24 protein-coding genes are annotated in these 26,695 nt (G+C 69.9%); 15 read left to right on the top strand and 9 right to left on the bottom strand.

The window, feature by feature from the left end; genetic code table 11:
- Window positions 1-41: 41 nt before the first annotated feature.
- From dut to MSPGM_RS07460, 3 genes are all read left to right on the top strand, one after another.
- Window positions 42-548, top strand: a complete 507-nt coding sequence (gene dut / locus MSPGM_RS07470) for a dUTP diphosphatase (RefSeq protein WP_003605413.1) — start codon at window positions 42-44, stop codon at window positions 546-548.
- 202 nt (window positions 549-750) lie between these two features.
- Complete coding sequence (locus MSPGM_RS07465) at window positions 751-951, top strand: hypothetical protein (protein WP_003605412.1); 201 nt, start codon at window positions 751-753, stop codon at window positions 949-951.
- 222 nt (window positions 952-1,173) lie between these two features.
- On the top strand, window positions 1,174-1,797 hold the full coding sequence (locus MSPGM_RS07460; RefSeq protein WP_261926243.1) for a TetR/AcrR family transcriptional regulator: 624 nt from the start codon (window positions 1,174-1,176) through the stop codon (window positions 1,795-1,797).
- A 19-nt stretch (window positions 1,798-1,816) separates the two neighbouring features.
- Here the strand turns inward: MSPGM_RS07460 and MSPGM_RS07455 are convergent, their stop codons facing one another.
- Both MSPGM_RS07455 and pyrF read right to left on the bottom strand, forming a co-directional pair.
- On the bottom strand, window positions 1,817-2,161 hold the full coding sequence (locus MSPGM_RS07455; protein WP_003605408.1) for a DUF1330 domain-containing protein: 345 nt from the start codon (window positions 2,159-2,161) through the stop codon (window positions 1,817-1,819).
- A 2-nt stretch (window positions 2,162-2,163) separates the two neighbouring features.
- Complete coding sequence (gene pyrF, locus MSPGM_RS07450; protein WP_209688638.1) at window positions 2,164-2,862, bottom strand: orotidine-5'-phosphate decarboxylase; 699 nt, start codon at window positions 2,860-2,862, stop codon at window positions 2,164-2,166.
- Between the two features lie 324 nt (window positions 2,863-3,186).
- On the opposite strand from pyrF, the gene MSPGM_RS07445 reads away from it, so the two are divergent.
- Window positions 3,187-4,713, top strand: coding sequence for an alginate export family protein (locus MSPGM_RS07445; RefSeq protein ID WP_043707997.1), 1,527 nt, complete (start codon window positions 3,187-3,189; stop codon window positions 4,711-4,713).
- A 7-nt stretch (window positions 4,714-4,720) separates the two neighbouring features.
- Here the strand turns inward: MSPGM_RS07445 and MSPGM_RS07440 are convergent, their stop codons facing one another.
- A complete protein-coding gene (locus tag MSPGM_RS07440; protein WP_244426885.1) occupies window positions 4,721-5,383 on the bottom strand; it encodes a uracil-DNA glycosylase family protein in 663 nt (220 codons plus the stop codon).
- 105 nt (window positions 5,384-5,488) lie between these two features.
- Here MSPGM_RS07440 and zwf point away from each other — a divergent pair, with 105 nt between their 5' ends.
- From zwf to mqo, 8 genes are all read left to right on the top strand, one after another.
- The gene (gene zwf / locus MSPGM_RS07435; protein ID WP_012752481.1) at window positions 5,489-6,991 is read left to right on the top strand and encodes a glucose-6-phosphate dehydrogenase; all 1,503 of its coding nucleotides are present in this window, start codon (window positions 5,489-5,491) and stop codon (window positions 6,989-6,991) included.
- A 195-nt stretch (window positions 6,992-7,186) separates the two neighbouring features.
- A complete protein-coding gene (locus MSPGM_RS07430; RefSeq protein ID WP_261926242.1) occupies window positions 7,187-8,008 on the top strand; it encodes an SWIM zinc finger family protein in 822 nt (273 codons plus the stop codon).
- On the top strand, window positions 7,936-8,553 hold the full coding sequence (locus tag MSPGM_RS07425; protein WP_261926241.1) for a hypothetical protein: 618 nt from the start codon (window positions 7,936-7,938) through the stop codon (window positions 8,551-8,553). Before MSPGM_RS07430 ends, MSPGM_RS07425 begins: the two co-directional genes overlap by 73 nt.
- Window positions 8,553-10,136: a DUF5691 domain-containing protein gene (locus tag MSPGM_RS07420; RefSeq protein WP_012752479.1), complete on the top strand. Its 1,584-nt coding sequence runs from the start codon at window positions 8,553-8,555 to the stop codon at window positions 10,134-10,136. The genes MSPGM_RS07425 and MSPGM_RS07420 overlap by 1 nt, the downstream gene beginning before the upstream one ends.
- Window positions 10,133-11,233, top strand: a complete 1,101-nt coding sequence (locus MSPGM_RS07415) for an ATP-binding protein (protein ID WP_003607171.1) — start codon at window positions 10,133-10,135, stop codon at window positions 11,231-11,233. The genes MSPGM_RS07420 and MSPGM_RS07415 overlap by 4 nt, the downstream gene beginning before the upstream one ends.
- An 8-nt stretch (window positions 11,234-11,241) precedes the next feature.
- Complete coding sequence (locus MSPGM_RS07410) at window positions 11,242-13,563, top strand: DUF5682 family protein (protein WP_261926240.1); 2,322 nt, start codon at window positions 11,242-11,244, stop codon at window positions 13,561-13,563.
- Complete coding sequence (locus tag MSPGM_RS07405) at window positions 13,560-14,723, top strand: VWA domain-containing protein (protein WP_003597740.1); 1,164 nt, start codon at window positions 13,560-13,562, stop codon at window positions 14,721-14,723. Before MSPGM_RS07410 ends, MSPGM_RS07405 begins: the two co-directional genes overlap by 4 nt.
- 344 nt (window positions 14,724-15,067) lie before the next feature.
- On the top strand, window positions 15,068-16,720 hold the full coding sequence (mqo, locus tag MSPGM_RS07400; RefSeq protein WP_012752476.1) for a malate dehydrogenase (quinone): 1,653 nt from the start codon (window positions 15,068-15,070) through the stop codon (window positions 16,718-16,720).
- Between the two features lie 50 nt (window positions 16,721-16,770).
- Here the strand turns inward: mqo and MSPGM_RS07395 are convergent, their stop codons facing one another.
- Window positions 16,771-17,949, bottom strand: coding sequence for an AI-2E family transporter (locus MSPGM_RS07395; protein ID WP_003597738.1), 1,179 nt, complete (start codon window positions 17,947-17,949; stop codon window positions 16,771-16,773).
- Between the two features lie 91 nt (window positions 17,950-18,040).
- On the bottom strand, window positions 18,041-18,493 hold the full coding sequence (locus MSPGM_RS07390) for a molybdenum cofactor biosynthesis protein MoaE (RefSeq protein WP_003597736.1): 453 nt from the start codon (window positions 18,491-18,493) through the stop codon (window positions 18,041-18,043).
- A gap of 159 nt (window positions 18,494-18,652) precedes the next feature.
- Between MSPGM_RS07390 and MSPGM_RS07385 the strand changes: the two genes are divergently transcribed.
- Both MSPGM_RS07385 and mbfA read left to right on the top strand, forming a co-directional pair.
- The gene (locus MSPGM_RS07385) at window positions 18,653-19,675 is read left to right on the top strand and encodes a gamma carbonic anhydrase family protein (RefSeq protein ID WP_003597735.1); all 1,023 of its coding nucleotides are present in this window, start codon (window positions 18,653-18,655) and stop codon (window positions 19,673-19,675) included.
- Window positions 19,676-19,735: 60 nt separating this feature from the next.
- The gene (gene mbfA, locus MSPGM_RS07380; protein ID WP_003597732.1) at window positions 19,736-20,728 is read left to right on the top strand and encodes an iron exporter MbfA; all 993 of its coding nucleotides are present in this window, start codon (window positions 19,736-19,738) and stop codon (window positions 20,726-20,728) included.
- Window positions 20,729-20,749: 21 nt separating this feature from the next.
- Here the strand turns inward: mbfA and MSPGM_RS07375 are convergent, their stop codons facing one another.
- The 4 genes from MSPGM_RS07375 to MSPGM_RS07360 all read right to left on the bottom strand — a co-directional run bounded on the left by MSPGM_RS07375 (window position 20,750) and on the right by MSPGM_RS07360 (window position 25,852).
- On the bottom strand, window positions 20,750-21,436 hold the full coding sequence (locus MSPGM_RS07375) for a DsbA family protein (protein ID WP_003597731.1): 687 nt from the start codon (window positions 21,434-21,436) through the stop codon (window positions 20,750-20,752).
- A gap of 146 nt (window positions 21,437-21,582) precedes the next feature.
- On the bottom strand, window positions 21,583-21,906 hold the full coding sequence (locus tag MSPGM_RS07370) for a helix-turn-helix domain-containing protein (RefSeq protein WP_003597728.1): 324 nt from the start codon (window positions 21,904-21,906) through the stop codon (window positions 21,583-21,585).
- On the bottom strand, window positions 21,890-22,291 hold the full coding sequence (locus tag MSPGM_RS07365; RefSeq protein ID WP_003597726.1) for a type II toxin-antitoxin system RelE/ParE family toxin: 402 nt from the start codon (window positions 22,289-22,291) through the stop codon (window positions 21,890-21,892). The genes MSPGM_RS07370 and MSPGM_RS07365 overlap by 17 nt, the downstream gene beginning before the upstream one ends.
- Window positions 22,292-22,435: 144 nt before the next feature.
- Window positions 22,436-25,852: an acyl-[ACP]--phospholipid O-acyltransferase gene (locus MSPGM_RS07360; RefSeq protein ID WP_003597723.1), complete on the bottom strand. Its 3,417-nt coding sequence runs from the start codon at window positions 25,850-25,852 to the stop codon at window positions 22,436-22,438.
- 191 nt (window positions 25,853-26,043) lie between these two features.
- On the opposite strand from MSPGM_RS07360, the gene MSPGM_RS07355 reads away from it, so the two are divergent.
- The gene (locus MSPGM_RS07355) at window positions 26,044-26,670 is read left to right on the top strand and encodes a TetR/AcrR family transcriptional regulator (RefSeq protein ID WP_003597721.1); all 627 of its coding nucleotides are present in this window, start codon (window positions 26,044-26,046) and stop codon (window positions 26,668-26,670) included.
- Window positions 26,671-26,695 lie beyond the last annotated feature (25 nt).

The raw sequence follows: 26,695 nt of genomic DNA, 5'->3' as shown, positions 1-26,695 counted from the left end.
AAGCTTTTCCGCAGTCTCACCCGGACGTCGAGAAGTCCCCTTTGTCACAATCCCCTTCGAAGGTCGGCTTTCACATCCTCGATCCGCGGCTTGCCGAATGGGGCTTTCCCCGCTGGGGCAGCATCGCGGCGGCGGGGCTCGATCTGCATGCCTGCCTCGACGCCCCTCTGGTGCTGGAGCCGCAGGCGCCGCCCGCGCTGATCCCGGCCGGCTTCTCCCTGCGGATCGGTGAGTCCGACTGGTGCGGACTGGTCTTTGCCCGCTCCGGCCTCGGGCACCGGGAGGGCTTGGTGCTCGGCAACGGCACCGGGGTGATCGATGCCGATTACGAGGGCCCGCTCCTGATCTCCGCCTGGAACCGCAACCCGCCCGTCAGCGGCGCGGCGATCCGCATCGAGCCGGGGGAGCGCATCGCGCAGCTCGTCTTCACCCGCGTCCTGCGGCCGGATTTCGAGATCTGCGACGGCGCGCCGGAGAAGAGCGGGCCAGGGGGAGGGGGGCAAGGAAGCAGGGGACAGGGCGGCTTCGGCTCGACCGGCCGGCGCTGAAAGCCGGCTCAATCACGGGAACCCACCCCGCCGACGATCTTCGGCAAACTTCAGTACAAGCTTGGCCATTCGAAGCACTTCCCGTCGTCCGGACAAGCTTGCCATCGTCCGAGCAAGCTTGTTCGAGGGAAACGACGCCGGAACGATTGAACTCTTTTGTCAGTATGCCGTTGGATCTCCGCATCCACCTGCGAGACAAACCATGGCCGCCCCCCACGACATCCTCGGTTTCTTCGAGCACCGCACCGACGGCGCCTGGATCTGTGTGAAACCGTTCACGCTCAACACCCGATCGACCCAGGTCGATATTCGACGCGGGATGCGGTTCGAGTACGGTCGGCGCGTCGGTGGTCTCGACTTGGCCGAGTATCTCGAACAGCTCGGCTCGCAATTCGGCTCCTGACGGTTCGCTTCAGGACCTGACCGTGTTCCGCCGGCTCCCGGCCCTGCGTCAGAATCGGCACGGGCCGGCATCCTGCGAGCGGCCGGTCCATATTTTCAGCGTTCTTTCATCGGCTAAGTGCTTGTGTGTGGAACGGCTTGCACAACTTCCGCTTTGAGGACCGGATCACCGGACTCGCACGTTTTCCAAGCAGCCGGAGTCGAAGCTTAGGTACTGACAACGATGCCCGCCGCCACGGCTCAGATTCTTCCGTCGTCCAGCGAAGCCGCGCCGACGACGCGTGACCGGATCGTGGAGGCGGCGGCCCGGTCGTTCCAAGACATTGGCTATCAGAAGACCACGGTCGCCGACATCGCCCGCACCCTCAAGATGAGTCCGGCCAACGTCTATCGCTTCTTCGAATCGAAGAAGGCGATCAACGAGGCGGTGGTCGAGCAGGTGACCGCTGAGATCGAGGCGATGATCGTCGCGATCGCCGATGCGCCGAAGCTCGACGCGCCCGAGCGGCTCACCCGGATCGTCACCGCGCTCCACGACGATTGCCGCCGCCGCTTCGAGGCGCATCCGCGCGTCCACGAAATGGTCGAAGTGGCGATGAGCGAGAGCTGGGGCGTCTGCCAAGCGCATCTCGATCGCATCGGCGCGGTGCTGGCGCGGGTGGTGGCCGACGGCGTGCGTGAGGGTGTTTTCACCGTCGCCGATCCGAAGAGCGCGGCGGCCTGCCTCCAGGCCGGGATCACTCGCTACTGCCACCCGATGCTGGTGGGGCGCCAGCCCAACACGATCCAGCCGCCGCTGCCGGTGATGATTGCTTTCCTGCTCGGCGCCCTGCGGTCGGGCGGCTGAACCCGCCCGGCGCGAGGGTCTACTCCGACGCGGTGCCCGGCATCGGCGAGGGCTCGGAGACGACGGGCTGCGGTCCGTCATACCCTTCGATCACCAGGATGTCGGCCTCGGCGCCGCCCTTCTGCAGGGCGCGGGCGGATTGGTAGAGGTCGGAATTCCAGCAGGCGAGGGCGTCGTCGTAGCTCGGGAACTCGACGATGACGTTGCGCGCCCGCGCCTGCCCCGCCACGGCTTCGAAGGCGCCGCCGCGCACGAGGAAGCGCCCGCCGAACCGGGCGAAGGCGGCACCGTTGGCGGCCGCATAGGCCTTGTAGGCCTCCGCGTCGCTCACATCGACCCGCACGATCCAAAAGCCCTTGGCCATGTCTAAGCGTCCTCCATCTCGGCAACGATTCTCTGTGCGACGGCGCGGGGGTCGTCGGCGCCGGTGATCGGGCGTCCGACCACCACATGGTCGATGCCCGCCGCTCGCGCCTGCCCCGGCGTCATCACGCGCTTCTGGTCGCCGGCCTCCGCGCCCGCCGGGCGGATGCCGGGCGTCACGATCAACCCCGACGGGCCGATCCGGTCGCGCACCGCTCCGGCTTCGGCCGCCGAGCAGACGATCCCGTCGATGCCGATCTCAGCCGCCTGCTCCGCGCGGCGCGCCACGAGGTCGGCGACGGGGAGCGCGTAGCCGGCTTCGGCCGCGTCGGCGTCATCGTAGGAGGTCAGCACGGTGACGGCGAGAATCTTCAGGCCCGGCCCCCGTCCACGCACGGCCGCGCGCATGGTCTGCGGATAGGCGTGCACCGTCAGGAAGGTCGCGCCCAGGGCCGAGGCCGAGCGCACCCCCTCCTCGACGGTGTTGCCGATGTCGTGGAGCTTGAGATCGAGAAAGGTCTTCTTGCCGCTCTTCGCCAGCCGCGCGGCGAAATCGAGCCCGCCCGCATAGGCCAGCCGGTAGCCGATCTTGTAGAAGGTCGCCGCGTCGCCGAGGCGCGAGACGAGCCGCTCCGCCGCCTCCACGTCGGGCAGGTCGAGGGCGACGATCAGGCGGTCGCGAGGGTCGGCACTCTCCGGCATCGGGCTCTCGTTACGTGGATGGAAGCGCGCCGGCAGCGATCCTCCCAAGAAGGGCCGCCTGTCAACGCCGGATCTCGGGTGGGGCGAGACGCCGCTGCAACCGTTGCGCGATATCCCTGCCGTGAAATTCAGCCGGTGTGGCGGATTAAATATCGTTCTTTCTCGTAGATTGGACATGAGAGATTGTTCTCGGTTTTTGTGTGTCTATGCACGATGAACTCCTCTCGAATCCTGGAAAATTGGCATACTTTCCTGTTTTAACGCCAATCTCTTACGAACATAATCCCGAACAATCCGACAAAAATTGAATATCGAGGGGTTCCTGTGTTCGGTATGTTCGAGTCTAGCCTGCAACGGGCTGACAGATCCGATGTGTTCGGAAGACGCGGCCGGGTGTTTCACGCGGTACGACAGTCCAGGCCTCGGCCCGTGACAGGCTTGGTCCGTCTCGCGGCGGCTCTGGGCAGCCTGATTCCGGTGGCGGCCTCCGCGCAGGTCGCGCCGGGCCAGACGCTGCAGCAGAAGCCGTACTTCGCCCTCTACGAGGCCCTGGGCAAGCCCGAGAACTGGAAGATCCAGGGCAGCTTCCGGCCGCGGGCCGAAGGGCTCGGCGGGCAGTTCCGCCCCGCCCCCGCGCCGGCCACCAACGATCTGTTTTCGATGCAAACCACTTTGTTTGCCGAGTACGACAGCGGCCCGGTCCGGTTCGGCGGCGAGATCTTCGACAGCCGGGCCTATTTCCAGCGCCGGAACTCGAACTCCATCGCGACCACCGAGGTGAACGCGTTCGAACTCGGCCAGGCCTATCTCGGCTTCGACATGGCAGATGTCGCGGGCCTTGGCACCGTGAGCACGCTCACCGTCGGGCGCTTCACGCAGAATGTCGGCTCGCGCCGCCTCATCGCCCGCAACCAGTTCCGCAACACCATCAACGCCTTCACCGGCATCGCCTACGATTGGGAGAATGCGGCCAAGGACCGGCTGCGCCTGTTCTACACCCTGCCGCATTACCGCCTGCCCGACGACCGCGCCGGCATCCTCAGCAACAGCGTCGAATGGGATCACGAGGGCCTCGACACCCAGCTCTTCGGCGGCATCTTCACCAAGGCGGGCGTGCTCGGCGGCATCCTGGAGGCCTACGGCTACGGGCTGCTCGAACGCGATTCCGGCTCGCAGCTCGAAGGCATCCAGACCCGCGACCGGCGCCTGTTCACGCCGGGCTTCCGGCTCTATCGCGTGCCCAAGCCGGGGCAGTTCGACCACGAACTCGAAATGGTCGGTCAGCTCGGCGTCGCGCGCAACACTGCCGCCATCACCGACGTGACCGACGTGCCCGTGTCGGCCTATTTCGTGCACGCCGAGGCCGGCTACACCTTCAAGACCGCGTGGGCGCCCCGGATCTCGCTCCACTACGACCACGCCAGCGGCGACAGCGCCAACCCCAACAGCTACACCCGCTTCGACACGCTCTACGGCGCGCGGCGCTTCGATTACGGCCCGACCAGCCTCTACGGCGCCGTTCAGCGGGCGAACCTGATCTCGCCGGGCATCCGGTTCGAGGTCGCGCCGGACCCCGATTGGGACGCCTTCATCGACTACCGCAGCCTCTGGCTCGAAAACCCGACCGACAGCTTCGCCGCCACCGGCGTACGCGACCGGACCGGCCGCTCCGGCAGCTTCGCCGGCCACCAGATCGAGGGGCGGGTGCGCTACTGGCTGGTGCCGCGCTCGATCGTGCTCGACAGCGGCGTCGCCTACCTCCTCAAGGGCGATGTGCTGCGCAACGCGCCGAATGCGCCGAACACCGGCGACACGATCTACGGCTACATGACGACGACGTTCTTCTTCTGAACGATCTTCACCCCGCCCCTGCCTCCATCGCCCGCGCGACCTCGGCCCGCAGCACCGGCAGCAGCTCCGCCTCGAACCATGGATTCGTGCGGAGCCAGCCGTTGTTGCGCCAGGAGGGGTGGGGCAGGGGCAGCACCCGCGGTCGCGCCGAGGCGTCGAGGATCGTGCGCCAGCGGGCGACCGTCTCAGTCAGGCCACCCGGACGCGGCCCGAGATGCCAGGCTTGCGCGTATTGGCCGATCACCAGGATCAGATCGAGTTGCGGCAGCCCAGCGAGGAGGTCGGCCCGCCAGGTCGGCGCGCATTCCCGCCGCGGCGGCCGGTCGCCGCCCTTGGCATCGAGGCCGGGAAAGCAGGCGCCCATCGGCAGGATTGCCACCCGCCTGGGATCGTAGAAGGCCGCCTCGTCGAGCCCGAGCCAGTCGCGCAGGCGCCGGCCCGACGGATCGCTGAACGGGATGCCGCTGCGATGCGCCCGGTTGCCCGGCGCCTGGCTCGCGATCAGCAGCCGCGCGGTGGCCGAGCCCTGCACCACCGGCCGCGGCTCGTGTGGCAGCGGCGCGCCGTAGAGGGGCGCATCGCGGCAGAGCCGGCATGCGCGCAGGCGGGCGGCGGTCGCTTCGAAGTTTTCAGGGGCGGCGGACATCGCCGCGGAAATGGGGTGGATCATCCGGCGGCGCGATGCGGCACCGCGCCCAATCCGTCGCGTCCGCACAAGCTTGGCACGAATCGCGCTGGCCCTACCTCACCCTGTGCGCGCAAGTCCGGCGCGCCGATGGAGGCCCGCTTGGCAGGATCGCGCGCGTCACGGCTGGGGGCGGGCGTCGGCCCGAAATATCCGCAGGTCGTCGTCCTCGTCGGCGCCACCGGCGACCTCGCCCAGCGAAAACTCCTGCCCGGCCTGTTCCACCTGTTCAGTGCCGGCTTCATCCCCGACCTGCGCATCGTCGGCGTGTCGCTGGACGATATCGGCGTCGAGGCGTTCCGCGAACATGCGCACAAGGCGATCGACCGGTTCTTCACCCGTCATGCCGGGGATGGGGAATGGGCGGCCTTCGCCGAGCGGCTCGACTATGTGTCGCTCTCGGCCGGCGCCGAGGCGCTCGCCGCGGCGGTGGCCCGCGCCGAGGCGGGTCTCGCCCAGGCGCATCCCGGCCAGGAGAGCCGGCGGCTGCACTATCTCAGCGTGCCGCCTGCCGCGGCGCTCACCGTGGTGCGCCTGCTCGCCGAGGCGGGTCTGGCCGCGGGCTCGCGCATCGTCATGGAGAAGCCGTTCGGCACGGATCTGGAGAGCGCGGTGGCGCTCAACGACCGGCTGCACGAGGTCTTCTCCGAGGACCAGATCTTCCGCATCGACCACTTCCTCGGCAAGGAGCCGGCGCAGAACATCCTGGCGTTCCGCTTCGCCAACGGCCTGTTCGAGCCGATCTGGAACCGCACCTTCATCGACCACGTGCAGATCGACGTGCCGGAGACGTTGGGCCTCGGCACCCGCGCGGCCTTCTACGAGGCGACCGGCGCCTATCGCGACATGGTGGTGACCCACCTGTTCCAGATCCTCGGCTTCATGGCGATGGAGCCACCGACCTCCCTCGAACCCGGCCCGATCTCGGAAGAGAAGAACAAGGTCTTCCGCTCGATGCTCCCGCTCGACCCGCGCGAGGTGGTGCGCGGGCAATATGCCGGCTACCGGGACGAGCCCGGCGTCGATCCGCAATCGGACACCGAGACCTTCATCGCCCTCAAGTGCCGCATCGACAACTGGCGGTGGGCCGGGGTGCCGTTCTTCCTGCGCACCGGCAAGCGGCTGGCGGAGGGGCAGCGCATCATCTCGATCGCCTTCCGCGAACCGCCCAAAAGCATGTTCCCGGTCAATTCGGGGGTCGGCGCGCAGGGGCCCGACCACCTCACCTTCGATCTCGCCGACGCGTCGAAGATGTCGCTGTCGTTCTACGGCAAGCGGCCGGGGCCGGGCATGCGGCTCGACAAGCTCTCGCTCCAGTTCAACATGAAGGATACCGGCCTGATGGGCGAGGTGCTGGAGGCCTATGAGCGGCTGATCCTCGACGCCATGCGCGGCGACCACACCCTGTTCACCACGGCCGAGGGCATTGAGCGCCTGTGGGAGGTCTCGACGCCGCTCCTGGAGGCGCCCCCGCCGGTGCGGCTCTACGCGCCGGGCTCCTGGGGGCCGAAATCGATCCACCAGCTCGTGGCGCCGCAGGCGTGGCGCCTGCCCTTCGAGCGGGAATGGCGCAACACCGACGAGCAGGGCTGAGCGCCCCGCAGGCTATGATTCGTGCCCGGCGCGATGAACTAGAATAATTCTTAGATTAATCTCAGATCAGCCGTCGTAAAGAGGATTGCCGGCTTACCGAAAAGCGGGATCGCAGGAAAACTTGCTCATCGATCCGATCTGTCTAATCTGGTCGTCCAACGATTCGACTGACGGACATCCAGCCGCACGCGCCGCATGAGCCTGACGACTGCCCAAATCCTCGATCTCGCCCCCGACGCATCGAGCCGCAAGGCCGGGCAGGATCAGGCGAAACCGCAGAAATGGGCCGGTCTCGGCCGGGCGGGCACGGTGATCTGGGGCGAGATCAAGGGCAGCGGGGCGAGCCCCTACCGCACGGTCGCGGATCTCGCCGGGCCGTCCTCGAAATGCACCTGCCCGAGCCGCAAGTTCCCCTGCAAGCACGGCCTCGGCCTGATGCTGGTCGATGCGAGCGCTCCGATCGCCGAGGGCGAGCCGCCGGATTGGGCCGCTGCCTGGATGAAGGGGCGCGAGAGCCGCGCCGCCGCGGCCGAGACCCGGGCGAAGGAACCCGCCAAGCCCGTCGACGAGCGGGCGCAGGCCAAGCGCCGGCAGGCCCGCGAGGATCGGGTCGCAGCCGCGCTCGACGAACTCGACCTGTGGCTGCGCGACCTGATGCGGTGCGGGCTCGCCGCCGCGCGAAGCGAACCCTACGCCTTCTGGGACCGCATGGCCGGGCGCCTCGTGGACGGGCAGGCGCCGGGCCTCGCCCGCCGGGTGCGCGCCCTGCCGGGGCTGATCGCGGCGGCGCCCCAGGCCGGCGCCCCCGGCCGGAAGCCGCGCTCGGCCTCGGCCTCGGCCGGCTCGCCCTGTTGCTTCGGGCCGCGCGTCGCCTTGATGCGCTGTCGCCCGAACAGGCGGCGGGTGTGCGCGCGGCGCTCGGCTACCCCGTCAGCGCCGAGGAGATGGCGGCCCGGCCGGACCACGCCGACACCTGGGCGGTGCTGGCCCATGCGATCGAAGAGGAGGACCGGCTGACGGCCCGCTCGGTCTGGCTCGTCGGCCGCGCCAGCGGCGCCCTGGCTCAGGTCATCGATTATGGGACCGCGGGCGCGCCCCTGCCGCCGGCACCCGCCGCCGGCCAGGATTTTTCCGGCGCGCTCGCCTTCCAGCCCGGCGACCCGCCGCTGCGCGCCGTCTTTCGCGAGGGCCAAGCCGGCCCGGCGGCCGAGGCGGCTTTGCCCGGCGCGGCCAGCGTCGCGGCGGCGCGGGACGCCTTCGCCGACGCCCTGTCGCGCGCGCCCTGGCTCGAGCGCTGGCCGGTGCGGCTGGGGCGCGTGCGGCTCGGGCGCCTCGCCGCCGGCAGCGCGGCGGCCTTCGCGGTGGGCGACGAGACCGGAAGCCTCGCGCTGCGGGCCGAGCCGCGCCTGCCGAGCCTGCTCGCGGTGGCGGCGGGCCGCCCGGTCGATCTGTTCGGTCTCTACGACGGCTATGGCCTGAGCCCCCTCGCCCTGGTCGCGGAGGGCCGCCTCTACGCGATGCCGGCGCAGGATTCGCAGCCCGTCCTGCTGCAGGTGGCCTGATGGACGCGACCGAACGTGCCTCCGATGGTTGGGAGCCGACACTCGCCGCCGCGCTGCTCGGCGCCGAGCGCGCCCCGCCCGCCGGGCCCTCGGCGCTGACCGCCCTCGTCGCCGAGGCCGATCCCGGCGCCGCCCTGCTGGCGCGGCTCGCCGCCGAGGGCGCCCACCACCGCGCCGGCCTGGAACTCGGGCCGGAGGCGCTGGCACCGCTGGAGGAGCGCGGCCACTTCGGGCCGGACTGCCCGCCCGCCGCCGCGACGCGGCTCTACGGCCTCCTCACCGAGGGCACCAGCGCGCGCAGCCGCGTCGAGGAATGGTTCGAACGCGCCGCCGCAACGGGCACGCGCCCGCCCGCTTGGCTCCTCCAGGCCTTGATGCTCCAGCGCAGCACCCTGCCCGCCGCGGCGCAGGCGGTCGTGGGCGCCGAACTCGACTGGCTCGCCCGCGCCTGCGGCGAGGCCCCGACCGAAGGATCGGACGCGGTGGAGGCTTCGGACTGGACGGAAGGCACGGTGGCCGAGCGGCGCGCCGCCTTCGCGGCCTTCCGCGCCCGCGATCCGGAAGGCGCGCGCGCCGCCCTGGAACCGCTCTTCCGCAAGGAGAAGGCCGATGCGCGCGAGGCCCTGGTTCACGCGCTGGCGACCGGCCTGTCGGCGGCCGACGAGCCCTTTCTCGAGGCCTGCCTCGACGACCGCGCGAGCGGCGTGCGGCTCGCCGCGCAGCACCTGCTGCCGGGCCTTCCCGGCTCGCGCTATGCCGAGCGCATGGCGGCCCGCGTTCGGGCCGCGCTGAGCGTCGAGAGCAAGCGCAAGCTGCTCGGCGGCACCACGCACAATCTCGTCGTCACCCTGCCGGAGGAGAGCCCGGACCTCGCCCGCGACGGCATCGAAGCGAACAGCTGGGAGCGGCGTGGCGGCGGTGCCCGCGCCGGCCTGCTGCGGGCGATCCTGGCACGCGCGCCGCTCCACGCCTTCGCCGCGCATCCGCCGCGGCTCTGGATCGAGCTCGCCCTGCGCAGCGAGTGGGCCGACCCGGTCTTCGACGGCCTGTTCTCGGCGGCCAAGCGCACGCTCGACCCGGCCTGGGCGGAGGCGATGGCCGACATCACGGCGGACGCCTACGAGGGCAAGGTCACCGGCGTCCGCCGCACCAACGAGGTTTTGGGGATGTGGGCGGAGGCGCTCGACCTCCTGCCGGACGCCGAATGGGAGTCTCGGGTCGCGGCTTTGATCCGCGCCCGCAAGATCGAGGTGGTGCTGGCAGTGCTGGGCTCCGGGCCAGAGCACTTTTCCGAGTCCTTCAGCGCCGCGCTCCTCGACTGGCTCGCCTTCGTCACCCGCGGGTCGGACGCCCTGCGGCGCGATCTCGCCAAGCCCTGGGTGATCGCCCGCCTCGGCGACCGGCTCTGGCCGAGCGACGACAGCGCCGCCTCCGCGGCCGCCATCCTGGCGCGGCTGCCGGAGGGGGAGGGCGACCGCCTGCGCACGCAGCTCACGGGATTGACGGGCGTGCTGGAACTGCGCGCCGCGATCCGGCGCGACTTCCGACCGGAAACCACCACAGGGGGAACGGCTCAAGGATGACATCGACCCACGCCGTCAAGACCGCGCAGCTGCGCCAGGCCGCCGAGGATGCCTTCGCCGAGGAGATCGCGGCGCTCCGCGAATCCGACGACCGGCCGCGCCCGCCGAACTGGCAGATGTCGCCGCAGGCGGTCGTCACCTACCTGCTCGGCGGCAAACTCCCGTCGGGCTTCGAGGTCACGCCAAAGTATATCGGCGACCGGCGCCTGATGGAGGTCGCGGTGGCCACGCTCGCCACCGATCGGGCCCTGCTGCTGCTCGGCGTGCCGGGCACCGCCAAGAGCTGGGTCAGCGAGCATCTGGCGGCGGCGATCTGCGGCACCTCGCGCCTGATCGTGCAGGGCACCGCCGGCACCAGCGAGGAGGCGATCCGCTATGGCTGGAACTACGCGCTGCTGCTGGCCAAGGGCCCGAGCCGCGAGGCGGTGGTGGCCTCGCCGATCATGCGAGCGATGAACGAGGGCCGCATCGCCCGCGTCGAGGAGCTGACCCGCATCCCCTCCGAGACGCAGGACAGCTTCATCACCGTCCTCTCGGAAAAGACCCTGCCGATCCCCGAGCTGAACGAGGAGGTGGCGGCGCAAAAAGGCTTCAACCTCATCGCCACGGCCAACAACCGGGATCGCGGCGTCAACGAATTGTCGAGCGCGCTCAAGCGCCGCTTCAACACCGTGGTGCTGCCGCCGCCCGCCACGATCGAGGCCGAAATCGCCATCGTCGAGACCCGCGTCGCCGCGCTCGGGCGCGCCTTCGAAATTCCGGCCGAGCCGCCGGGCGCCGAGCAGATCCGCCGCGTCGTCACGATCTTTCGCGAGCTGCGCGAGGGCATCACGGCGGATGGCAAGAGCAAGGTGAAGCAGCCCTCGGGCACGCTCTCGACGGCCGAAGCCATCAGCGTCGTCGGCAGCGGGCTGGCACTCGCCGCGCATTTCGGCGACGGCCGCCTCTCGGCCCACGACCTCGTCTCGGGGATCAGTGGCGCCGTGGTGAAGGACCCGGTGCAGGACGCCATCGTCTGGCGCGAGTATCTCGAAACCGTGGTGAAGGAGCGCGACGGCTGGAAGGATTTCTATAAGGCCGCTCGCGCGAGCGCGTGACCCGAGCGATGCCTGACATCCGTCTCTTCGGCATCCGCCACCACGGCCCCGGCTCGGCCCGCTCGCTCAAGGCGGCGCTCGACGCGCTCAACCCCGATTGCCTGCTGATCGAGGGGCCACCGGACGCCGACGCGCTGATCCCGCTGGCCGCTCACGAGGCGATGGCGCCGCCCGTCGCGCTCCTCGTCTACCGGCCGGACCGGCCGCGCGATTGCGCCTTCTTCCCCTTCGCGGCCTTCTCGCCGGAATGGGTGGCGATGCGCTTTGGCGTCGCGGCGGGCGCGACCTTGCGCTTCATCGACCTGCCGCACGCGCACCAGCTCGCCGACGGCTTTGGCGCGCCGGAAGCCCCGCCCGAGGCCGCGCCGATCGATGCGGAGCCGGTTTCCGAGGCGGCCGAAGCGCCGTCCGGGGACGGGCCGGAACCGGCCGCGATCCGGCGCGATCCGCTCGGCGAACTCGCGGCACTCGCCGGCTACCCCGACGGCGAGCGCTGGTGGGACGCGCTGGTCGAGAGCCGCGCGGGCGCGGACGGCGACGTGTTCGCCGCGATCCATGAGGCGATGGCGGCCCTGCGCGAGGGCGCCGAGACCGACCCCTATGAGGCTTTTCGCGAGGAGGCGCGCGAGGCGCATATGCGCAGCGCGATCCGGCGGGCGGCCAAGGACGGGTTCGAGCGCATCGCCGTCATCTGCGGCGCGTGGCACGTGCCGGCGCTCGCCCGCCACGACGCCAAGGGCCAAGCCACGGCGGATACCGCGACCCTGAAGAACCTGCCCAAGACCAAGGTCGCCGCGGCCTGGGCGCCCTGGTCCTACGAGCGGCTGGCCTTCGCCTCCGGCTACCGCGCCGGGGTGCTCTCGCCGGAATGGTACGACACCTTGTGGCACCACGAGGGCCGGGTCGCCGCCCGCTGGCTCGCGAGGGCCGCCGCGCTGCTGCGCGAGAACGACCTCGACGCCTCGCCGGCCTCGGTGATCGAGGCGGCCCGGCTCGCCGAGGCGCTGGCGGGTTTTCGCGGCCGGTCCCGACCCTCCCTCGACGATCTCGACGAGGCGGCGCAGGCCACGCTCTGCTTTGCCGACCCGGCGCCGATGGGGCTGATCCGACGCAAGCTCGTCATCGGCGAGCGCCTTGGTGCCACCCCGCCGGACAGCCCCGGCACCCCGGTCGAGGTGGATTTCGAGGCGCAGTGTAAGCGCCTGCGCCTCAAGCCCGGCGCGGCGGCGGGCGAGATCACCCTCGACCTGCGCAAGGAGACGGATCTGGCCCGCAGCCATTTCCTCAACCGGCTGACCCTGATCGGCATCCCCTGGGGGGAGCGGCGGGAGGCGCGCGGGCGCGGCACCTTCAAGGAGGGCTGGTACCTCACCTGGCAGCCGGAATGGGTGGTGGAACTGGTGGCGGCCTCGGCCGAGGGCGGCACCATCGCCGAGGCCGCCGCCGGCCGGGTGCGGGTCCGCGCCCGCGAGGCGACCCGCGTCGCCGAGCTCTCCGGCCTGATCGGCACCCTGCTCGACGCCGACCTCGCCGACGCCACGGCGGAGGTGATCCGCGCGCTCAACGACCGCGCCGCGGTCTCGGCCGACGTGTTCGACCTGATAGAGGCGTTGCCCCCCCTCGCCGAACTCGCCCGCTACGGCTCCGTGCGCTCCTCCGACACCGAACCGGTCCTCGCCGTGGTGCGGGGCCTCGTGCCGCGCGCCGCCGCTGGGCTCGTCGCCGCCTGCCAGAGCCTCGACGACGACGCGGCGAGCGCCGCCAAGGCGCGCATCGTCGCCGTCTCCGGCGCGGTCGCGCTGATCGAGGAGCCCGAGCTGAAGGCGGTGTGGGGGGAGGCGTTGCGGGCGCTGGCCGATCAGGAGCATGTCCACGGCCGCGTCGTCGGCCGCGCCGTGCGCCTGCTCTTCGACGAGCGCGCCATCGCGGCGGCGGAGGCCGGCGAGCGCCTGCGCCTCGCCCTGTCGCGGGCCTCAGGCGCGGGACCGGCCGCCGCCTGGATCGAGGGATTTCTGGAGGATAGCGGAACCGTGCTGATCCACGGGCGCGAATTGCTCGCCGTCGTCGATGAATGGCTCTGCGGCCTCGACGCGGATCTCTTTACCGAGCTGCTGCCGCTCGTGCGCCGCACCTTCGCGACCCTGGCGCCGGCCGAGCGCCGGGCGGTCGGCGAGGCGTTGGCCCGGCCGGGCGGGGCCGCTCCCGGCGAGGCGGAAGGCGCCCAGGGTTTCGATGCGGCGCGCGCGGCCAAGGTGCTGCCGATCCTGCGCCTGCTGCTCGGCTCCGAGCCCCCCAGAACCGCGGACGAAACCACGGGAGACGCCGCATGAGCGCGCCCGAAGCGGAACGCCTGCGCCGCTGGCGCCTCGTCCTCGGCGGCGGCGCGGCCGAGGGCACCGGCTGCACCCTCACCGAGCGCGACCAGCGCCTCGACCGGGCGATGGGCGCCCTCTACGATTCCGATCGCAAGGGGGGTCTCGGCGCCTCCGCGCCCTCCGTGCCGCGCTGGCTCGGCGACATCCGCGACTACTTCCCGGCCTCCGTGGTGCAGGTGATGCAGCGCGACGCCTTCGAGCGGCTCGACCTCAAGCGGATGCTGACCGAGCCGGAGATGCTGGAGGCGGTCCAACCCGACGTCTCCCTCGTCTCGACCCTGATCTCGATGCGCGGCCTGCTCGGCGGGCGCACCAAGGAGACGGCGCGGCTCGTGGTGCGCAAGGTCGTGGATGCGCTGATGAAGCGGCTGGAAGAGCCGCTGCGGCAGGCCGTGACCGGGGCGATCGACCGGGCCAGCATCAACCGCCGCCCGCGCCACGCCGAGATCGATTGGAACCGCACCATCCGGGCGAACCTGCGCCACTATCAGGCGGAGTACCGCACCATCATCCCCGAGACCCGCCTCGGCCACGGGCGGAAAAGCCGCGGATCGCTGAAAGACGTGATCCTCTGCATCGACCAATCCGGCTCGATGGCCAATTCCGTGGTCTACTCATCCATCTTCGGGGCGGTGATGGCCTCGCTGCCGGCGGTCTCGACCCGGCTCGTGGTGTTCGACACCGAGGTGGTCGATCTCTCCGACGCGATGGACGATCCGGTCGAGGTGCTGTTCTCGGTCCAGCTCGGCGGCGGTACCGACATCAACCGGGCAGTCGGCTACTGCGCCTCGCGCATCACCCGGCCCGAGGACACGGTGCTGGTGCTGATCTCCGATCTCTACGAGGGCGGGGTCGAGGCCGGCCTGCTGGCCCAGGCGCAGCGCCTCGTTGCTGCCGGCGTGCAGGTGGTGGCGTTGCTCGCTCTCTCCGACGAGGGCGCGCCGGCCTATGACCGGGGGCTGGCCGCGCGGCTCGCCGCACTCGGCGTGCCCGCCTTCGCCTGCACGCCGGATCTCTTCCCCGACATGATGGCGGCGGCGATCCGCAAGCAGGATCTCAACGCCTGGGCCGCGGGCGCTGGTATCGCCGCCGTCCCGGCCGCCCATGACGGCTGAGCGGCCGCCATCCCCGAAAGCCTAAGTTCGGGAGTCTCGGCCTGCCGGTGCTGTGGGTCCTCGCCTTGCTGGGGTGCGTCCGCCGGGTGGAGCGCTCGGCGGCGCGCTGAGGGCTTGCGCACGGGTTCGTCACAGGGGCGGTCGGCGACCTGGAGTTGGCCTGACAATCGGCTGCGAGTGTTCAAGGTTTCAGGGCATGGCAGCCATGTAATCGACGGGTTGTCGCTCGCCCGAACGTGTTGTAGCGGACCACTCGGGCCAATAAATTTTTGAGCGGCGCGAAAAATAAAATGAATAATGACGATAAACTGCACATCCGTTCCGCCAATGTGCAATATAGTCTGATGCCGATGAACCGGCGTCACGTTCTCGGTGGCGCGCTGGCGGGTCTGGCGGCGACGGCTCTGCCGGGTTCGCCCCTGCTCGCGGCGGACGAGCCCCGCAAGGTTGATGTCCTGCTGATCGGCGGCGGCATCATGAGCGCGACGCTCGGTGTCTGGCTGCACGAGCTCGAGCCCGACTGGTCGCTGGAGATGGTCGAGCGGCTCGACGGCGTGGCCCTGGAAAGCTCCAACGGCTGGAACAATGCCGGCACCGGCCACTCGGCCCTGGCCGAGCTGAACTACACCCCGGAGGATTCCAAGGGGAACGTCCAGATCAACAAGGCCGTCGAGATCAACGAGGCCTTCCAGGTCACGCGCCAGTTCATGGCGTGGCAGGTCCAGAAGGGCGTGCTGAAGAACCCGCGCTCCTTCATCAACTCCACGCCCCACATGAGCTTCGTCTGGGGTGACGACAACATCACCTTCCTGCGCAAGCGCTACGAGGCGCTGAAGGCGAGCCCGCTATTTGCCGGGATGGAGTTCTCGACCGACCCCGAGCAGGTCAAGAAGTGGGTCCCCCTGATGATGGAGGGGCGCGACCCGAAGCAGAAGGTCGCCGCCACGTGGTCGCCGCTCGGCACCGATTGCGAGTGGGGCGAGGTCACCCGCCAGTACATCGCCTCGCTGAAGAGCGGCCCGAAGTTCGACCTGCGCCTCTCGACCGAGGTCGAGAGCTTCGAGCGCAACAAGGACGGGACCTGGCGCGTCACCTCGAAGAACCTGAAGGACGGCAGCCGCCACACGGTCGATGCCCGGTTCGTGTTCATCGGCGCGGGCGGCGGCGCGCTGCACCTGCTGCAGGCCACCGGCATTCCCGAGGCCGACGAGTATGGCGGCTTCCCCGTCGGCGGCTCGTTCCTCGTCACCGATAACCAGGACGTGGCCCTGCGCCACCTCGCCAAGGCCTACGGCAAGGCCTCGGTCGGCTCGCCGCCGATGTCCGTGCCGCACCTCGACACGCGGGTGCTCGACGGCAAGCGCGTGATCCTGTTCGGACCGTTCGCGACCTTCTCGACCAAGTTCCTGAAGGAAGGCTCGTATTTCGACCTGCTGACCTCGACCACCACCAGCAATGTCTGGCCGATGGTCCGCGTCGGCGTCGAGCAGTACCCGCTGATCGAGTACCTCGCCGGCCAGGTCATGCTGTCCGACGAGGACCGCTACCAGGCCCTGCGCGAGTACTTCCCCGACGCGAAGAAGGACGAGTGGCGCCTCGTCCAGGCCGGGCAGCGCGTGCAGATCATCAAGCGCGACCCGGAGAAGGGCGGCGTGCTCAAGCTCGGCACCGAAGTCGTGAGCGCCAAGGACGGCAGCATCGCCGCCCTGCTCGGCGCCTCGCCGGGCGCCTCCACCGCCGCGCCGATCATGCTGACCGTGCTGGAGAAGGTGTTCGCGCAGAAGGTCGCCAGCCCCGAATGGCAGGCGAAGATCCGCCAGATCGTGCCGAGCTACGGCACGAAGCTGAACGGCGATCCGCAGCGGGTGCAGCAGGCGCTGGCCTATACCAGCGAGCACCTGCAGCTCACCCCGCCGCCGCAGATCGGCACCCCGGCCCAGCCGACGCCCGCATCCGAGATGGGGACCGTCAAGTCGGTCCCCGACATGGCACCGTAACTTGGCACCGTAACCTGGCGCCGTAAGGTGATCGGGGCCGGAGCGGACCGTCAGGCCTCCGCTTCGGCCCCGTCCTCGATGTAGAGTTCTTCCAGCAGCACCTTGATCACGGCCACGAGCGGCAGCGCGAGCGCCACGCCCCACAGGCCGAACAGCACGCCGAGCAGGAGCTGGCCGGCGAAGATCGTCGCCGCCGGCAGATCGAGGGCGCGGCGCTGGATGAACGGGGTGAGCCCGTAGCTCTCCGCCGCCTGCACCGCGAGGTAGACGCCGAGCGCCCCGAGCAATCCGTTCAGCCCCGAAGCGAGGCTGCTCAGCACGATCACCAGACCCGCGATCAACGGCCCGATGGTCGGCACGAAGGCGAGCAGGCCCGCCTGGAGCCCGAGGATCAGCGCACCGCCGATTCCGAGGAAGCTCAAGCCCGCCCAGGTCAGCACGAAGATCGCGGCCATGGTCACGAGCTGCCCGAACAGCCAGTGCCGCAGGGTCTCGCCCGACCCGTCGAGGACGCGCGCGCCCTTCTCGCGGTGGCGCGGAGGCACGAGCCGCAGGGCGCCGTCGCGGTAGCTCCCCGGGTCGGCGGCGATGGCGACGCCGAGGAAGACGATCACGAGGACGTTGCCGAGCGCGTTGAACAGCGCGATCACCACGGTCGCCGCCGGACCGAGCACGCTGCCGGCATCCGACAGCAGCGAGCCGGAGCTCTTGAGCGCGCCCGAGGCGAGGCCGGCGAGGCCGCCCTCCTTCTCGTTCTTGTCCTTGCCCGCGTCCTTGCCCGTATCTTTGCCCGTATCCTGGCCCTTGCCTTCTCCGCCCTGACCGGCCTCCGCCGGTGCCCCCTGCGACAGGTCGATCTCGACGCCGCGCTCCTTCAGCCAGTCGCGCACGGTCTCCGATTGCTGGCGCACCGTCGTGCCAAGGTCGCGTGCCTGGCTCGCCACGGTGGCGCCGCCGAAGGCCGTGAGCCCGAGCGCGAGGGCGGCGAGCACGAGGCTGGCGATCGCGAGGCGCCACCCGCGCCCGATCGGCAGCACATATCCGAGGCCCCGGGTCACCCCATCGAGGAAGACCGCAAACAGGATGCCGGAAAAGATCAGCAGCAGCGTCGCCGCCGCGGTCCAGGCGAGCCAGAGGGCGGCGGCGAAGGCCACGACCGCGATGCCCGCGGCCGCAAGGCGCCACGCGCCCGGCGGGTTGGCCGGCGGGCTGAAAGGGGGAGCCGTCATGGTTCGGGGGATCCGTTCGCGGTTCATGCGGGGCTAAAAAAGACCCCGGGACAATCGGTGATGTGTCAGGCCCGAGATTCAGGCCCAGGATTCAGACCCAGGCTTGGGCGGCGGCGGCGTCGGCCTCCGTCGCCGCGACCCAGCCGCCGGTGGTGCCGTCGGCAAGGTGCTCGCGCTTCCAGAACGGGGCGCGGGTCTTGAGGTAATCCATCAGGAAGTCGGCCGCGGCGAAGGCGGCCTTGCGGTGCGGCGAGGCGGTGACGACGAGGACGATGCCCTCGCCCGGCCGCACCAGCCCGTGGCGGTGGATCACCCGCAGGGCCTGGACCGGCCAGCGGGCGCGCGCCTCCTCCACCACGCGGGCGATCTCGGCCTCGGCCATGCCGGGATAATGCTCCAACTCCAGCGCGGCGAGCCGGCCCGCCTCGTCGCGGCAGAGGCCGGAGAAGGTCACCACCGCCCCGGCCCGGCCGGCCAGCTCCGCCTCGATCCGGGCGATCTCGGCGGCGGTGTCGAAGGGCTCGGACTGGATGCTGACCGTCATGACCCACACATGACCCATATTGAGGGAACGCGTACGCGGCGCCGACAGACCGGCCCCGGCGTTTCGCGCCGGCCCGTGACCCCCTTTGCCCGTGAGCCTATATGGCTCAACAATAGGACCGCGCCACCGGCGCCGTTTCGACGAACAGCGAGCCGCGACGTGACGCCCGACCTGATCCTGCCCTACGACGGCATCCTGCCCGTCTTCGCCAGCCGCCCCGTCTGGTGCGGGCGCGCCAGCACCGTGATCGGCGCCGCCACCCTCGGGGCCCAGGCCTGGCTCGGCGACGACAGCGTGATCCGCAGCGACGGCCAGCCGATCACCGCGGGCGACCGCTTCTGGCTCGGCGCCCGCTCCACCGTCCACATCGCCACCGAATCGCTGCCGACGCATATCGGCGACCGGGTCACGGTCGGCCGCAACGCGGTGGTGCATGCCTGCACCGTGGGCTCTGACGTGGTGATCGAGGACGACGCGATCATCCTCGACGGGGCGATCGTCGGCAACAACGTGCTGATCGAGGCGGGCGCCACCATCTTCCCCCGCTCGAAGCTCGAGAGCGGCTTCGCCTATGGCGGCAACCCGGCCAAGCGCCTGCGCCCGGTGACGCCAGAGGAATTGGCCGAACGGGCCGAACGCCTGCGCGAGGCCTCCGGCGAGGCGGCGAGCCCGGCCGCGCATCCTGAGCCGCCCGAGACCGAAGAGAGCGTGTTCGTGGCCCGCACCGCCCGGCTCTCCGGCCGCATCGCGCTCGGCGCCGGATCGACGGTGCTGTTCTCCTGCGAACTCGCCGCGGAGGTCGGGCCGATCGTGGTCGGCGCCGACACCAACATCCAGGACAACACGGTGATCCGCAGCCGCGGCGAGGGCGTGGTGATCGGGCGCGACACCACGATCGGCCACAACGTGCGCATGGCCGATTGCCGGATCGGCGCCCGCAGCCTCATCGGCATCGGCTCGGTGCTGGCGCCGGGCACCGTGGTGGCCGACGACGTGATGCTGGCCGGCGGCTCGACCACCGATCCGGGCCAGTTGCTGGAGGGCGGCCATCTCTGGGGCGGGCGCCCGGCCCGCATCCTCGGCACCCTCGACGCGGCGAAGCGCGCGATGATGAGCCACATCGTCGAGGGATATTGCCGGCACGGGCGCGAGTACCGGCTGCTGCAGGAGCAGGAGGGGTAAGGCGATCCGCGCCCTCTGCCACGCCCTCTCCAACGCGCCGTCCCCGGAGTCGACAGAGCCATGATGAGCCGTCTCTCGATGCTGACGCTCGGCGGCCGGAAACGGTTCGACGATCTCAGCGAGCAGGAGATCCTGGCGCTCGCGATCGGGTCCGAGGAGGAGGACGGCCAAATCTACCGGGCCTATGCCGGGCGCCTGCGCGGCGATTATCCTCATTCGGCCGCCCTGTTCGACGCGATGGCGGAGGCCGAGGACGAGCACCGGCGCCGCCTGATCGCGCGCTACAAAGAGCGCTTCGGCGATTTCATCATCCCGATCCGGCGCGAGCACATCGCCGGCTATTACAGCCGCAAGCCGGTCTGGCTGATGCGCAATCTCGGGCTCGACCGGGTCCGCGAGGAGGCCGCGGCGATGGAGCGGCAGGCGCGCGATTTCTACCTCGCCGCCGCCCGGCGCTCGACCGACGCCGACACGCGCCGCCTGCTCGGCGACCTCGCCGCGGCGGAAAGCGCGCACGAGCGGACGGCCGAGGCGCTGGCGGACGAGCATCTCGGCGGCTCCGTCCGCGACGAGGAGGACGCGGCCGCGCATCGCCAGTTCATCCTGACCTGGGTCCAGCCGGGGCTTGCCGGCCTCATGGACGGGTCCGTCTCGACGCTCGCGCCGATCTTCGCCACGGCGTTTGCCACGCAGAACCCGTGGACGACCTTCCTCGTCGGCCTCTCGGCCTCGATCGGCGCCGGCATCTCGATGGGCTTCACCGAGGCCGCGCACGACGACGGCAAGATCTCCGGGCGCGGCTCACCGCTGAAACGCGGCCTCGCCTCCGGCGTGATGACCGCTTTGGGCGGCCTCGGCCACGCACTGCCCTACCTGATCCCGAACTTCTGGCTGGCGACGAGCATCGCCTTCGCCGTGGTCTTCTTCGAGCTCTGGGCCATCGTCTGGATCCAGAACCGCTACATGGAGACGCCCTTCCTGCGCGCCGCCTTCCAGATCGTGCTCGGCGGCTCCCTCGTGCTCGCGACGGGCATCCTCATCGGCGGCGCCTGACGGGCACGTGGACGAGCGCGCCTACCCGCAGGCGATCTGATCGCAGCGCCGCATCGCCCCGATCATCTTCGCCAGCGATTTCACGCCGGGATGGCCAAGCACGCCGGTATTGCCGAGGACGTAGGAGGGGGTCGCGGTGAGGCCGAGATTGGCCGCGATGTTCATGTGCGCGCGCATCGCCTCGCGCACCTCGTCGCTGTCGGCGATCTGTTCGAGTTCGGCCCGCGTCACCCCGGCCTTGGCACCGATCTCGAGCGCCTTGAGCCCGTCGATCTGGCCCTTGGTGGCGAGAAGCTGGCCGTAGAAGGCGAAGGCCGCCGCCGAGCCGAGCTTGCGCTGAACGGCGAGCGAGACCTTGGCGGCCTGGGCCGACATCGGCGAGAGGATCGGGTTGTGGACGAGGCCGATGCGGAGGGCCGGATCGCTGGCGGCGAGCGCGGTGACGTCGGCGGCGGCCTTGCGGCACCACGGGCAGTTGTAATCGAAGAACTCGTAGAGGGTCACCTCGGCCTCGCGCGGCCCGACATAGGTGACGCCGCGCAATTCCTGGATCTGCCCGGTGATCTCGCCGGGCAGCCGCATGTTGGCCACCGGCCGGCCCTCGTCGTTCTCGACCTTGAAGGTCTGACCATAGCTCTGCGCGGCGGCAGGGCCGACGATCGCGAGGCCGAGCGAGGCGGCGAGGAAGCGGCGGCGGTCGAGGCTCATAGGCGGATCCCTGATCAGGCGCGGTCTGAGCGGACCGCGCATGCCGCGCTATATCCGCCGAGCATGGTTTATTTTTGCACCGCTCGGGCCGGCAATCCGACCGCCGAGCGACCGGCCGGTTTCGGCATGAAGGGGATGCGGTCGTTTCAGGCGAGGACTTGCAAGCCGTGCTTTTGGACCACCGCCAGGAGCTTCAGCGCCATGCCGCTGGGACGTTTGGCACCGGTTTCCCACTTCTCGATCGTGCTCTCGCTGGTGTTGAGATAGCGAGCGAATACCGGCTGACTGACGTTGTTGGCCTCGCGGAGCCTCTTGATCTGGGCCGGTTCGATCATGTCCGGCACCATCAGGTGGCGCGCATCGAAGTCGCGCATGGTGGCTTTGTCCAGCGCCCCGACCTTATGCAACATGGCTGCCGAGGCGTGAATCGCCTCGGAAATGTCGCTCCTGTACTTACGCTTTGTCGCCATCGCAGATTTCCAGAAGGTCCTTGTCTGATACGAGTTTGTCGATCTGCTCTTTAGCTAGAGAAGCGTAACCCTTTGCGAGCAGCTTGAAGTCCCTCAGCTCATCGTCATCGATGTTATCGCGATCCTTCTTGGCGAAGAGGTATTCGTAGATCCAGTATCGTCCGCCTTTCGCTAAGATCATGCTCCGGTGCATGTTCTTGTTCAGGCGCTTCTTGAAGACCCCGCCGCCGAGATCATCCGCTTGGCCGGCCATGACCTCTCGGAGAGCCTCACAAAGCTCGGAATCTCTTATGCGCGCTTTGCGGGCCGACCGAGCAAAGACGGCGGTCTTGAAAGCTCGCGAGACATTCTCATCGGCGTCAGCATTCAGGCGGTCGTCGGCCATGCACTAAGATAGCACTGAGTGCTATCTTTTTAAAGGGCACCCTCGAAGGACCCTCCAGGGATCTGGATAACCCTTCGAGGCCGATGCTCCGCGCCGGCACCTCAGGATGAGGGATCAGACGGGATCACCTCCCAATCCCAACCCTCACGCCGCCTCCGCCGTCGCGGCCCGCTCACGCGCGAGCTTCGTCACGCCGACCTGATCGACCTTGCCGGTGCCGAGCATCGGCAGGCCTTCCAAGACGACCACCTCGGCGGGAACTGCGACGTCGGCCGCGCCCCGGCTCTTGGCGTGGGTCTGGTAGGCGGCCCGCGTCGCGCCCTTGGCTTGCGTGAACAGGATCAGGCGCTCGCCCTTGCGGGCATCGGGCACGGCGGCCACCGCGCTCGGGGCGTCGGGCCAGAGTTCGGCGGCCAAGGCCTCGACGCTGGCCAGCGACACCATCTCGCCCGCGATCTTGGCAAAGCGCTTGGCCCGGCCCTTGATCGTCACGAAGCCGTCGGCGTCGAAGGCGACGATGTCGCCGGTGTCGTACCAGCCGTCCGCGGGCGGCTCGAGCACGCCGGGGTTTTCCGCCCGCAGGTAACCGAGCATGATGTTGGGGCCGCGCACCATGAGGCGTCCGCCCTCGTCGATGCCGGGCACGGGCTCGAGCCGCGATTCGATCCCCGGCAGGAGGCGCCCGACCGTGCCGAAGCGGTTGAACATCGGCGTGTTGAGCGCGAGCACCGGACCGCATTCGGTGACGCCGTAACCCTCGAGGATGCGCAGGCCGAACTTTTCCGCCCAGGTCTTGCGGGTCGCCTGCTTCACCGGCTCGGCGCCGGCCACGACGTAGCGCAGGGAGCGCAGGTCGTAGGAATGCGCCATCTTCGCGTAGCCGGTGAGGAAGGTGTCGGTGCCGAACAGGACCGTGGCGTTGGTGCCGTAGATGAGTTCGGGCACGATCCGGTAGTGCAGCGGCGAGGGGTAGAGGTAGACCGGCACGCCCGAGATCAGCGGCAGCACGAGGCCGGCCGTCAGCCCGAAGGCGTGGAACACCGGCAGCACGTTGAACACCTTGTCACGCGGCCCGAAATCGATGCGGGCGGCGACCTGCGCGGTGTTGGCGAGCATCGCCCGGTTGGCGAGCATCACGCCCTTCGGCGTGCCCTCGCTGCCCGAGGTGAACAGGATCGCGGCCGGATCGCGGCCGTGCCGCGCGACGAGCGGACGGCGGGGCTCCAAGAATCCGCGGATCTTGTCGCCGGTGGTGACGCCCGCCCGCACGTCCTCGAGATAGATCAGGCGCAGGCTGCCCTGGATGCCCTCGATCAGGGCACCGAGGCGCCCCTTCTCGATGAAGGCGCGCGAGGTGAGGAGAGTGTCGACCTGCGCTGCCCGGCAGGCCGAGAGCACCGCGGCGGGGCCGGCGGAGAAGTTGATCATCGCCGGCACGCGGCCCGCACTGGCCAGCGCGAAGAACGTCACCGCTGCGCCATTGGCATTGGGCAGCATCAGCCCGACCGGTTTTTTCGCGTCGGGCAGCAGCGCCTGAAGCTTTCGGCCCAGGATGTTGGCGCCCATCACGAGGCGGGCATAGCTCATCGTGCCCGAGACCGGGTCTTCGAGCGCCGTGCGCCGCCAGCCGTGAAGCTGGCCCGCTTCGATGAGCGCGGCGAAGACGCCGCGGTCGATGTCGGCGGTCTCGAACACGAGATCCGACATGATGTCGTAGAGCGCCGCGCCCGCAGCGCGACGGCGGTTCTTGCCCTTGAGTTCGGGATCGACGTGGAGGCGGACCGGCGGCATGATCGTCACCGTCACCTTCGGCCACCACGCCCGGCGGACCTGATCGCGCTTCAGGCGCGAGAAGATGGTGCGCTCCGGCCCGTCGATCTTCACCGGCACGACCATGGCGCCGGACTTGTCGGCGATGAGACCCGCGCCGTCATAGACCTTCATCAGGCTGCCCGTGACGGTGAGCCGGCCCTCGGGGAAGATGATCAGCGTCTCGCCGCTCTTGACCGCGTTGATCAGCGTGCGGGTGGCAAGCGGCCGCGTCGGGTCGAGCGGCATCGCCTTCGTCACCTTGAGGAACGGCTTCACCCACCAGCGCTGGGCGATGCCGTGGTCAATGGCGAAGACCGGTTCCTTGTCGAGCAGCGAGAGCGCCAGCGGCGCGTCGAGGAAGGAGACGTGGTTGAGGGCGACGATGGCGTTCGGGCCCGCCTTCTCGACGTTCTCCAGGCCCTTCACCTCCAGGCGGTAGAAGGCGCGGAACAGGATCGAGAGGGCGTCGCGCAGGGGGTTCGTCGGCAGGGTCACGAGGATCACCGCGCCGGCCATCAGGTTCAGCACGGCCACGAGGCCGAGAAGCTGCGCCGTGGAGAGGCCGAGGCCCTGAAGCACCGCGAGCGCCAGGGTGCCGGCGACCATGAAGGCGGCCGTCAGCACGTTGACCGCGCCGATGACGCGGGCGCGCTTGGCCTTCTCGGTCCAGGCCTGCACCGCGGCAAACGAGGGCACGACGTAGAGCCCGCCCGCGACAGCGAGACCGAAGAAGTCGATGGCGATGCGCAGGCCCGAGCCGCCGGAGATGAAGTCCCAGGCGCCGACGGGCTCTCCGACGGCGGGGCTCACCTGCGAGACCGTCCAGGCGAGATCGAGCCCGAACAGGCCCATCAGCACCGCGCCGACCGGCGTCGGCAGCAGCACGATGCGCCCGCTCGCGAGCCACGAGGCGAGGCCGGAGCCGACGGCGATGCCGACGGAGAAGATGGCGAGCAGGGTGGTGGCGACGATCTCGGTGCCGTTGAGGGTCTGGCGCACCAGCACGGGCATCAGCGAGAGGATGACCACGCCGACGAGCCAGAACCAGCTCACGATCACCGAGCCGCGCCACAGCCGCGTGTCGGACCACAGGTCGCGCAGGAGTTCGGCGGTGGAGCGGGCGACGTTGCGGTCGACATGAAGGTCGGGCGCGCCCTCGCCGGTGGCCGGGATCATACGCGCGGCGAGCCAGCACAGGACCGCCATGCCCATCAGCCCGGCGCTTAAGCCCAGCGCGTGGCCGCCCATCGCCATGGCCAGACCCGCCGTGATGGTGCCGAGCAGGATGGCGAGGAAGGTCGCGGCCTCGACGAGCGCGTTGCCGGCGGTCAGTTCCTCGCGCTTCAGGTGGTCGGGCAGGATGCCGTACTTGATCGGCCCGAACAGCGCCGCGATGATCCCGAACAGGCCGAGGGCCGCGAACAGCAGCGGCACCGAGTGCAGCCAAAAGCCGAGCACCGAGAGCAGGGCCGCGAAAATCTCAGCGAATTTCAGCCGCTTGGCCAGCACCGCCTTGTCATAGCGGTCGGCCATCTGCCCGCCGAGGCCCGACAGGATGAAGAACGGGCCGATGAACACGGCGCTGGCCAGCGTCACCAGCACGCCGCCCGAACTCTCGCCCCGCGCGCTCACCTGGAACAGGATCAGCAGAGCGAGCGCGTTCTTGAGGAAATTGTCGTTGAAGGCTGAAAAGAATTGGCACCAGAACAGCGGCGCGAAGCGTCGCGTCGTCATCAGTGTGCGGAACATCGTGGTCTCTCCCGGCTCCGGGCATGACTGCCTGCCGACGGCGTAGGCGTCAAATCCGTGTTTTGCACGGTGTTCAAAATGAACGCAGCCCGAGCCGGCCGCAAGCTTGATATTGCACGGCGTGCAATCTACCCCCGATGAGGCGTGCGAACCGGCACGGGAACCGGCGGCGAGCAGGCACGGAGACGGATTTGGCAAAAGACTCCGCAAGAAACTCGGCACCCAAGGCACGGGGCAGCGGGCCGCGGGGTGAGCACGACCGGCAGGGCTTCATCGCTCTGGTCGCGGGCGCAGCGGAGAGCCTCGTGCGCAACGAGGGCTATCGTGCGCTCGGCATGCGGCGGCTGGCGGCGGCCATCGGCTACGCGCCGAACTCGATCTACAACGCGATGGGCGACCTCGATCAGGTGGTCCTGCGGGTCAACGCCCGTACCCTGGCCCGGCTGCACACGGCGCTGAGCGCCGTGATCGATCCGGAGCGGGCGGCGCGGGACAACGCGCTGGCGCTGGCCGACGCCTATCTCGTCTTCGTCGCCGCCGACCCGCGGGTCTGGAGCCTGCTGTTCGAGCATCTCGTCGCGCCGGACCAGCCGTTTCCGGACTGGTACGCCGCGGCCCTGGCCGAGCCGGTCATGCTCGTCGATACGGTGCTGGCGCCGCTGATCGCCCCCGCCGACGAGCGCCGCCGGGCGGTGGCCGCCCTCTGGGCCGCCCTGCACGGGCTCGCCTCGCTCTCGACCTCGCGCAAGCTCGCCGTGCTCACCCCCGACCCGCCGCAGGATCTCGCCCGGCTGCTGGTGGGGCGGTTTCTGGGGTGATTTTTTGCGACCCTTTCCGCCCGGC

The sequence above is a fragment of the Methylorubrum sp. GM97 genome (assembly GCF_024347855.1).
Taxonomy (GTDB): domain Bacteria; phylum Pseudomonadota; class Alphaproteobacteria; order Rhizobiales; family Beijerinckiaceae; genus Methylobacterium; species Methylobacterium extorquens.
Note: the sequence above shows the minus strand (reverse complement) of the source record. Positions and strands in the feature narration are given on the sequence as shown.

Excerpts from the sequence above, each read along its gene's own strand:
- MSPGM_RS07410 (WP_261926240.1), top strand. The coding sequence starts at position 11,242 with ATGCCTGACATCCGTCTCTTCGGCATCCGCCACCACGGCCCCGGCTCG.
- MSPGM_RS07465 (WP_003605412.1), top strand. The coding sequence starts at position 751 with ATGGCCGCCCCCCACGACATCCTCGGTTTCTTCGAGCACCGCACCGAC.
- pyrF (WP_209688638.1), bottom strand. The coding sequence starts at position 2,862 with ATGCCGGAGAGTGCCGACCCTCGCGACCGCCTGATCGTCGCCCTCGAC.
- MSPGM_RS07420 (WP_012752479.1), top strand. The coding sequence starts at position 8,553 with ATGGACGCGACCGAACGTGCCTCCGATGGTTGGGAGCCGACACTCGCC.
- mbfA (WP_003597732.1), top strand. The coding sequence starts at position 19,736 with ATGATGAGCCGTCTCTCGATGCTGACGCTCGGCGGCCGGAAACGGTTC.
- mqo (WP_012752476.1), top strand. The coding sequence starts at position 15,068 with ATGCCGATGAACCGGCGTCACGTTCTCGGTGGCGCGCTGGCGGGTCTG.
- MSPGM_RS07425 (WP_261926241.1), top strand. The coding sequence starts at position 7,936 with ATGGCGGCCCGGCCGGACCACGCCGACACCTGGGCGGTGCTGGCCCAT.
- MSPGM_RS07370 (WP_003597728.1), bottom strand. The coding sequence starts at position 21,906 with ATGGCGACAAAGCGTAAGTACAGGAGCGACATTTCCGAGGCGATTCAC.
- MSPGM_RS07455 (WP_003605408.1), bottom strand. The coding sequence starts at position 2,161 with ATGGCCAAGGGCTTTTGGATCGTGCGGGTCGATGTGAGCGACGCGGAG.
- MSPGM_RS07440 (WP_244426885.1), bottom strand. The coding sequence starts at position 5,383 with ATGATCCACCCCATTTCCGCGGCGATGTCCGCCGCCCCTGAAAACTTC.
- MSPGM_RS07365 (WP_003597726.1), bottom strand. The coding sequence starts at position 22,291 with ATGGCCGACGACCGCCTGAATGCTGACGCCGATGAGAATGTCTCGCGA.
- MSPGM_RS07415 (WP_003607171.1), top strand. The coding sequence starts at position 10,133 with ATGACATCGACCCACGCCGTCAAGACCGCGCAGCTGCGCCAGGCCGCC.
- MSPGM_RS07360 (WP_003597723.1), bottom strand. The coding sequence starts at position 25,852 with ATGTTCCGCACACTGATGACGACGCGACGCTTCGCGCCGCTGTTCTGG.
- MSPGM_RS07405 (WP_003597740.1), top strand. The coding sequence starts at position 13,560 with ATGAGCGCGCCCGAAGCGGAACGCCTGCGCCGCTGGCGCCTCGTCCTC.
- MSPGM_RS07460 (WP_261926243.1), top strand. The coding sequence starts at position 1,174 with ATGCCCGCCGCCACGGCTCAGATTCTTCCGTCGTCCAGCGAAGCCGCG.
- MSPGM_RS07430 (WP_261926242.1), top strand. The coding sequence starts at position 7,187 with ATGAGCCTGACGACTGCCCAAATCCTCGATCTCGCCCCCGACGCATCG.
- MSPGM_RS07390 (WP_003597736.1), bottom strand. The coding sequence starts at position 18,493 with ATGACGGTCAGCATCCAGTCCGAGCCCTTCGACACCGCCGCCGAGATC.
- MSPGM_RS07395 (WP_003597738.1), bottom strand. The coding sequence starts at position 17,949 with ATGACGGCTCCCCCTTTCAGCCCGCCGGCCAACCCGCCGGGCGCGTGG.
- MSPGM_RS07375 (WP_003597731.1), bottom strand. The coding sequence starts at position 21,436 with ATGAGCCTCGACCGCCGCCGCTTCCTCGCCGCCTCGCTCGGCCTCGCG.
- zwf (WP_012752481.1), top strand. The coding sequence starts at position 5,489 with ATGGAGGCCCGCTTGGCAGGATCGCGCGCGTCACGGCTGGGGGCGGGC.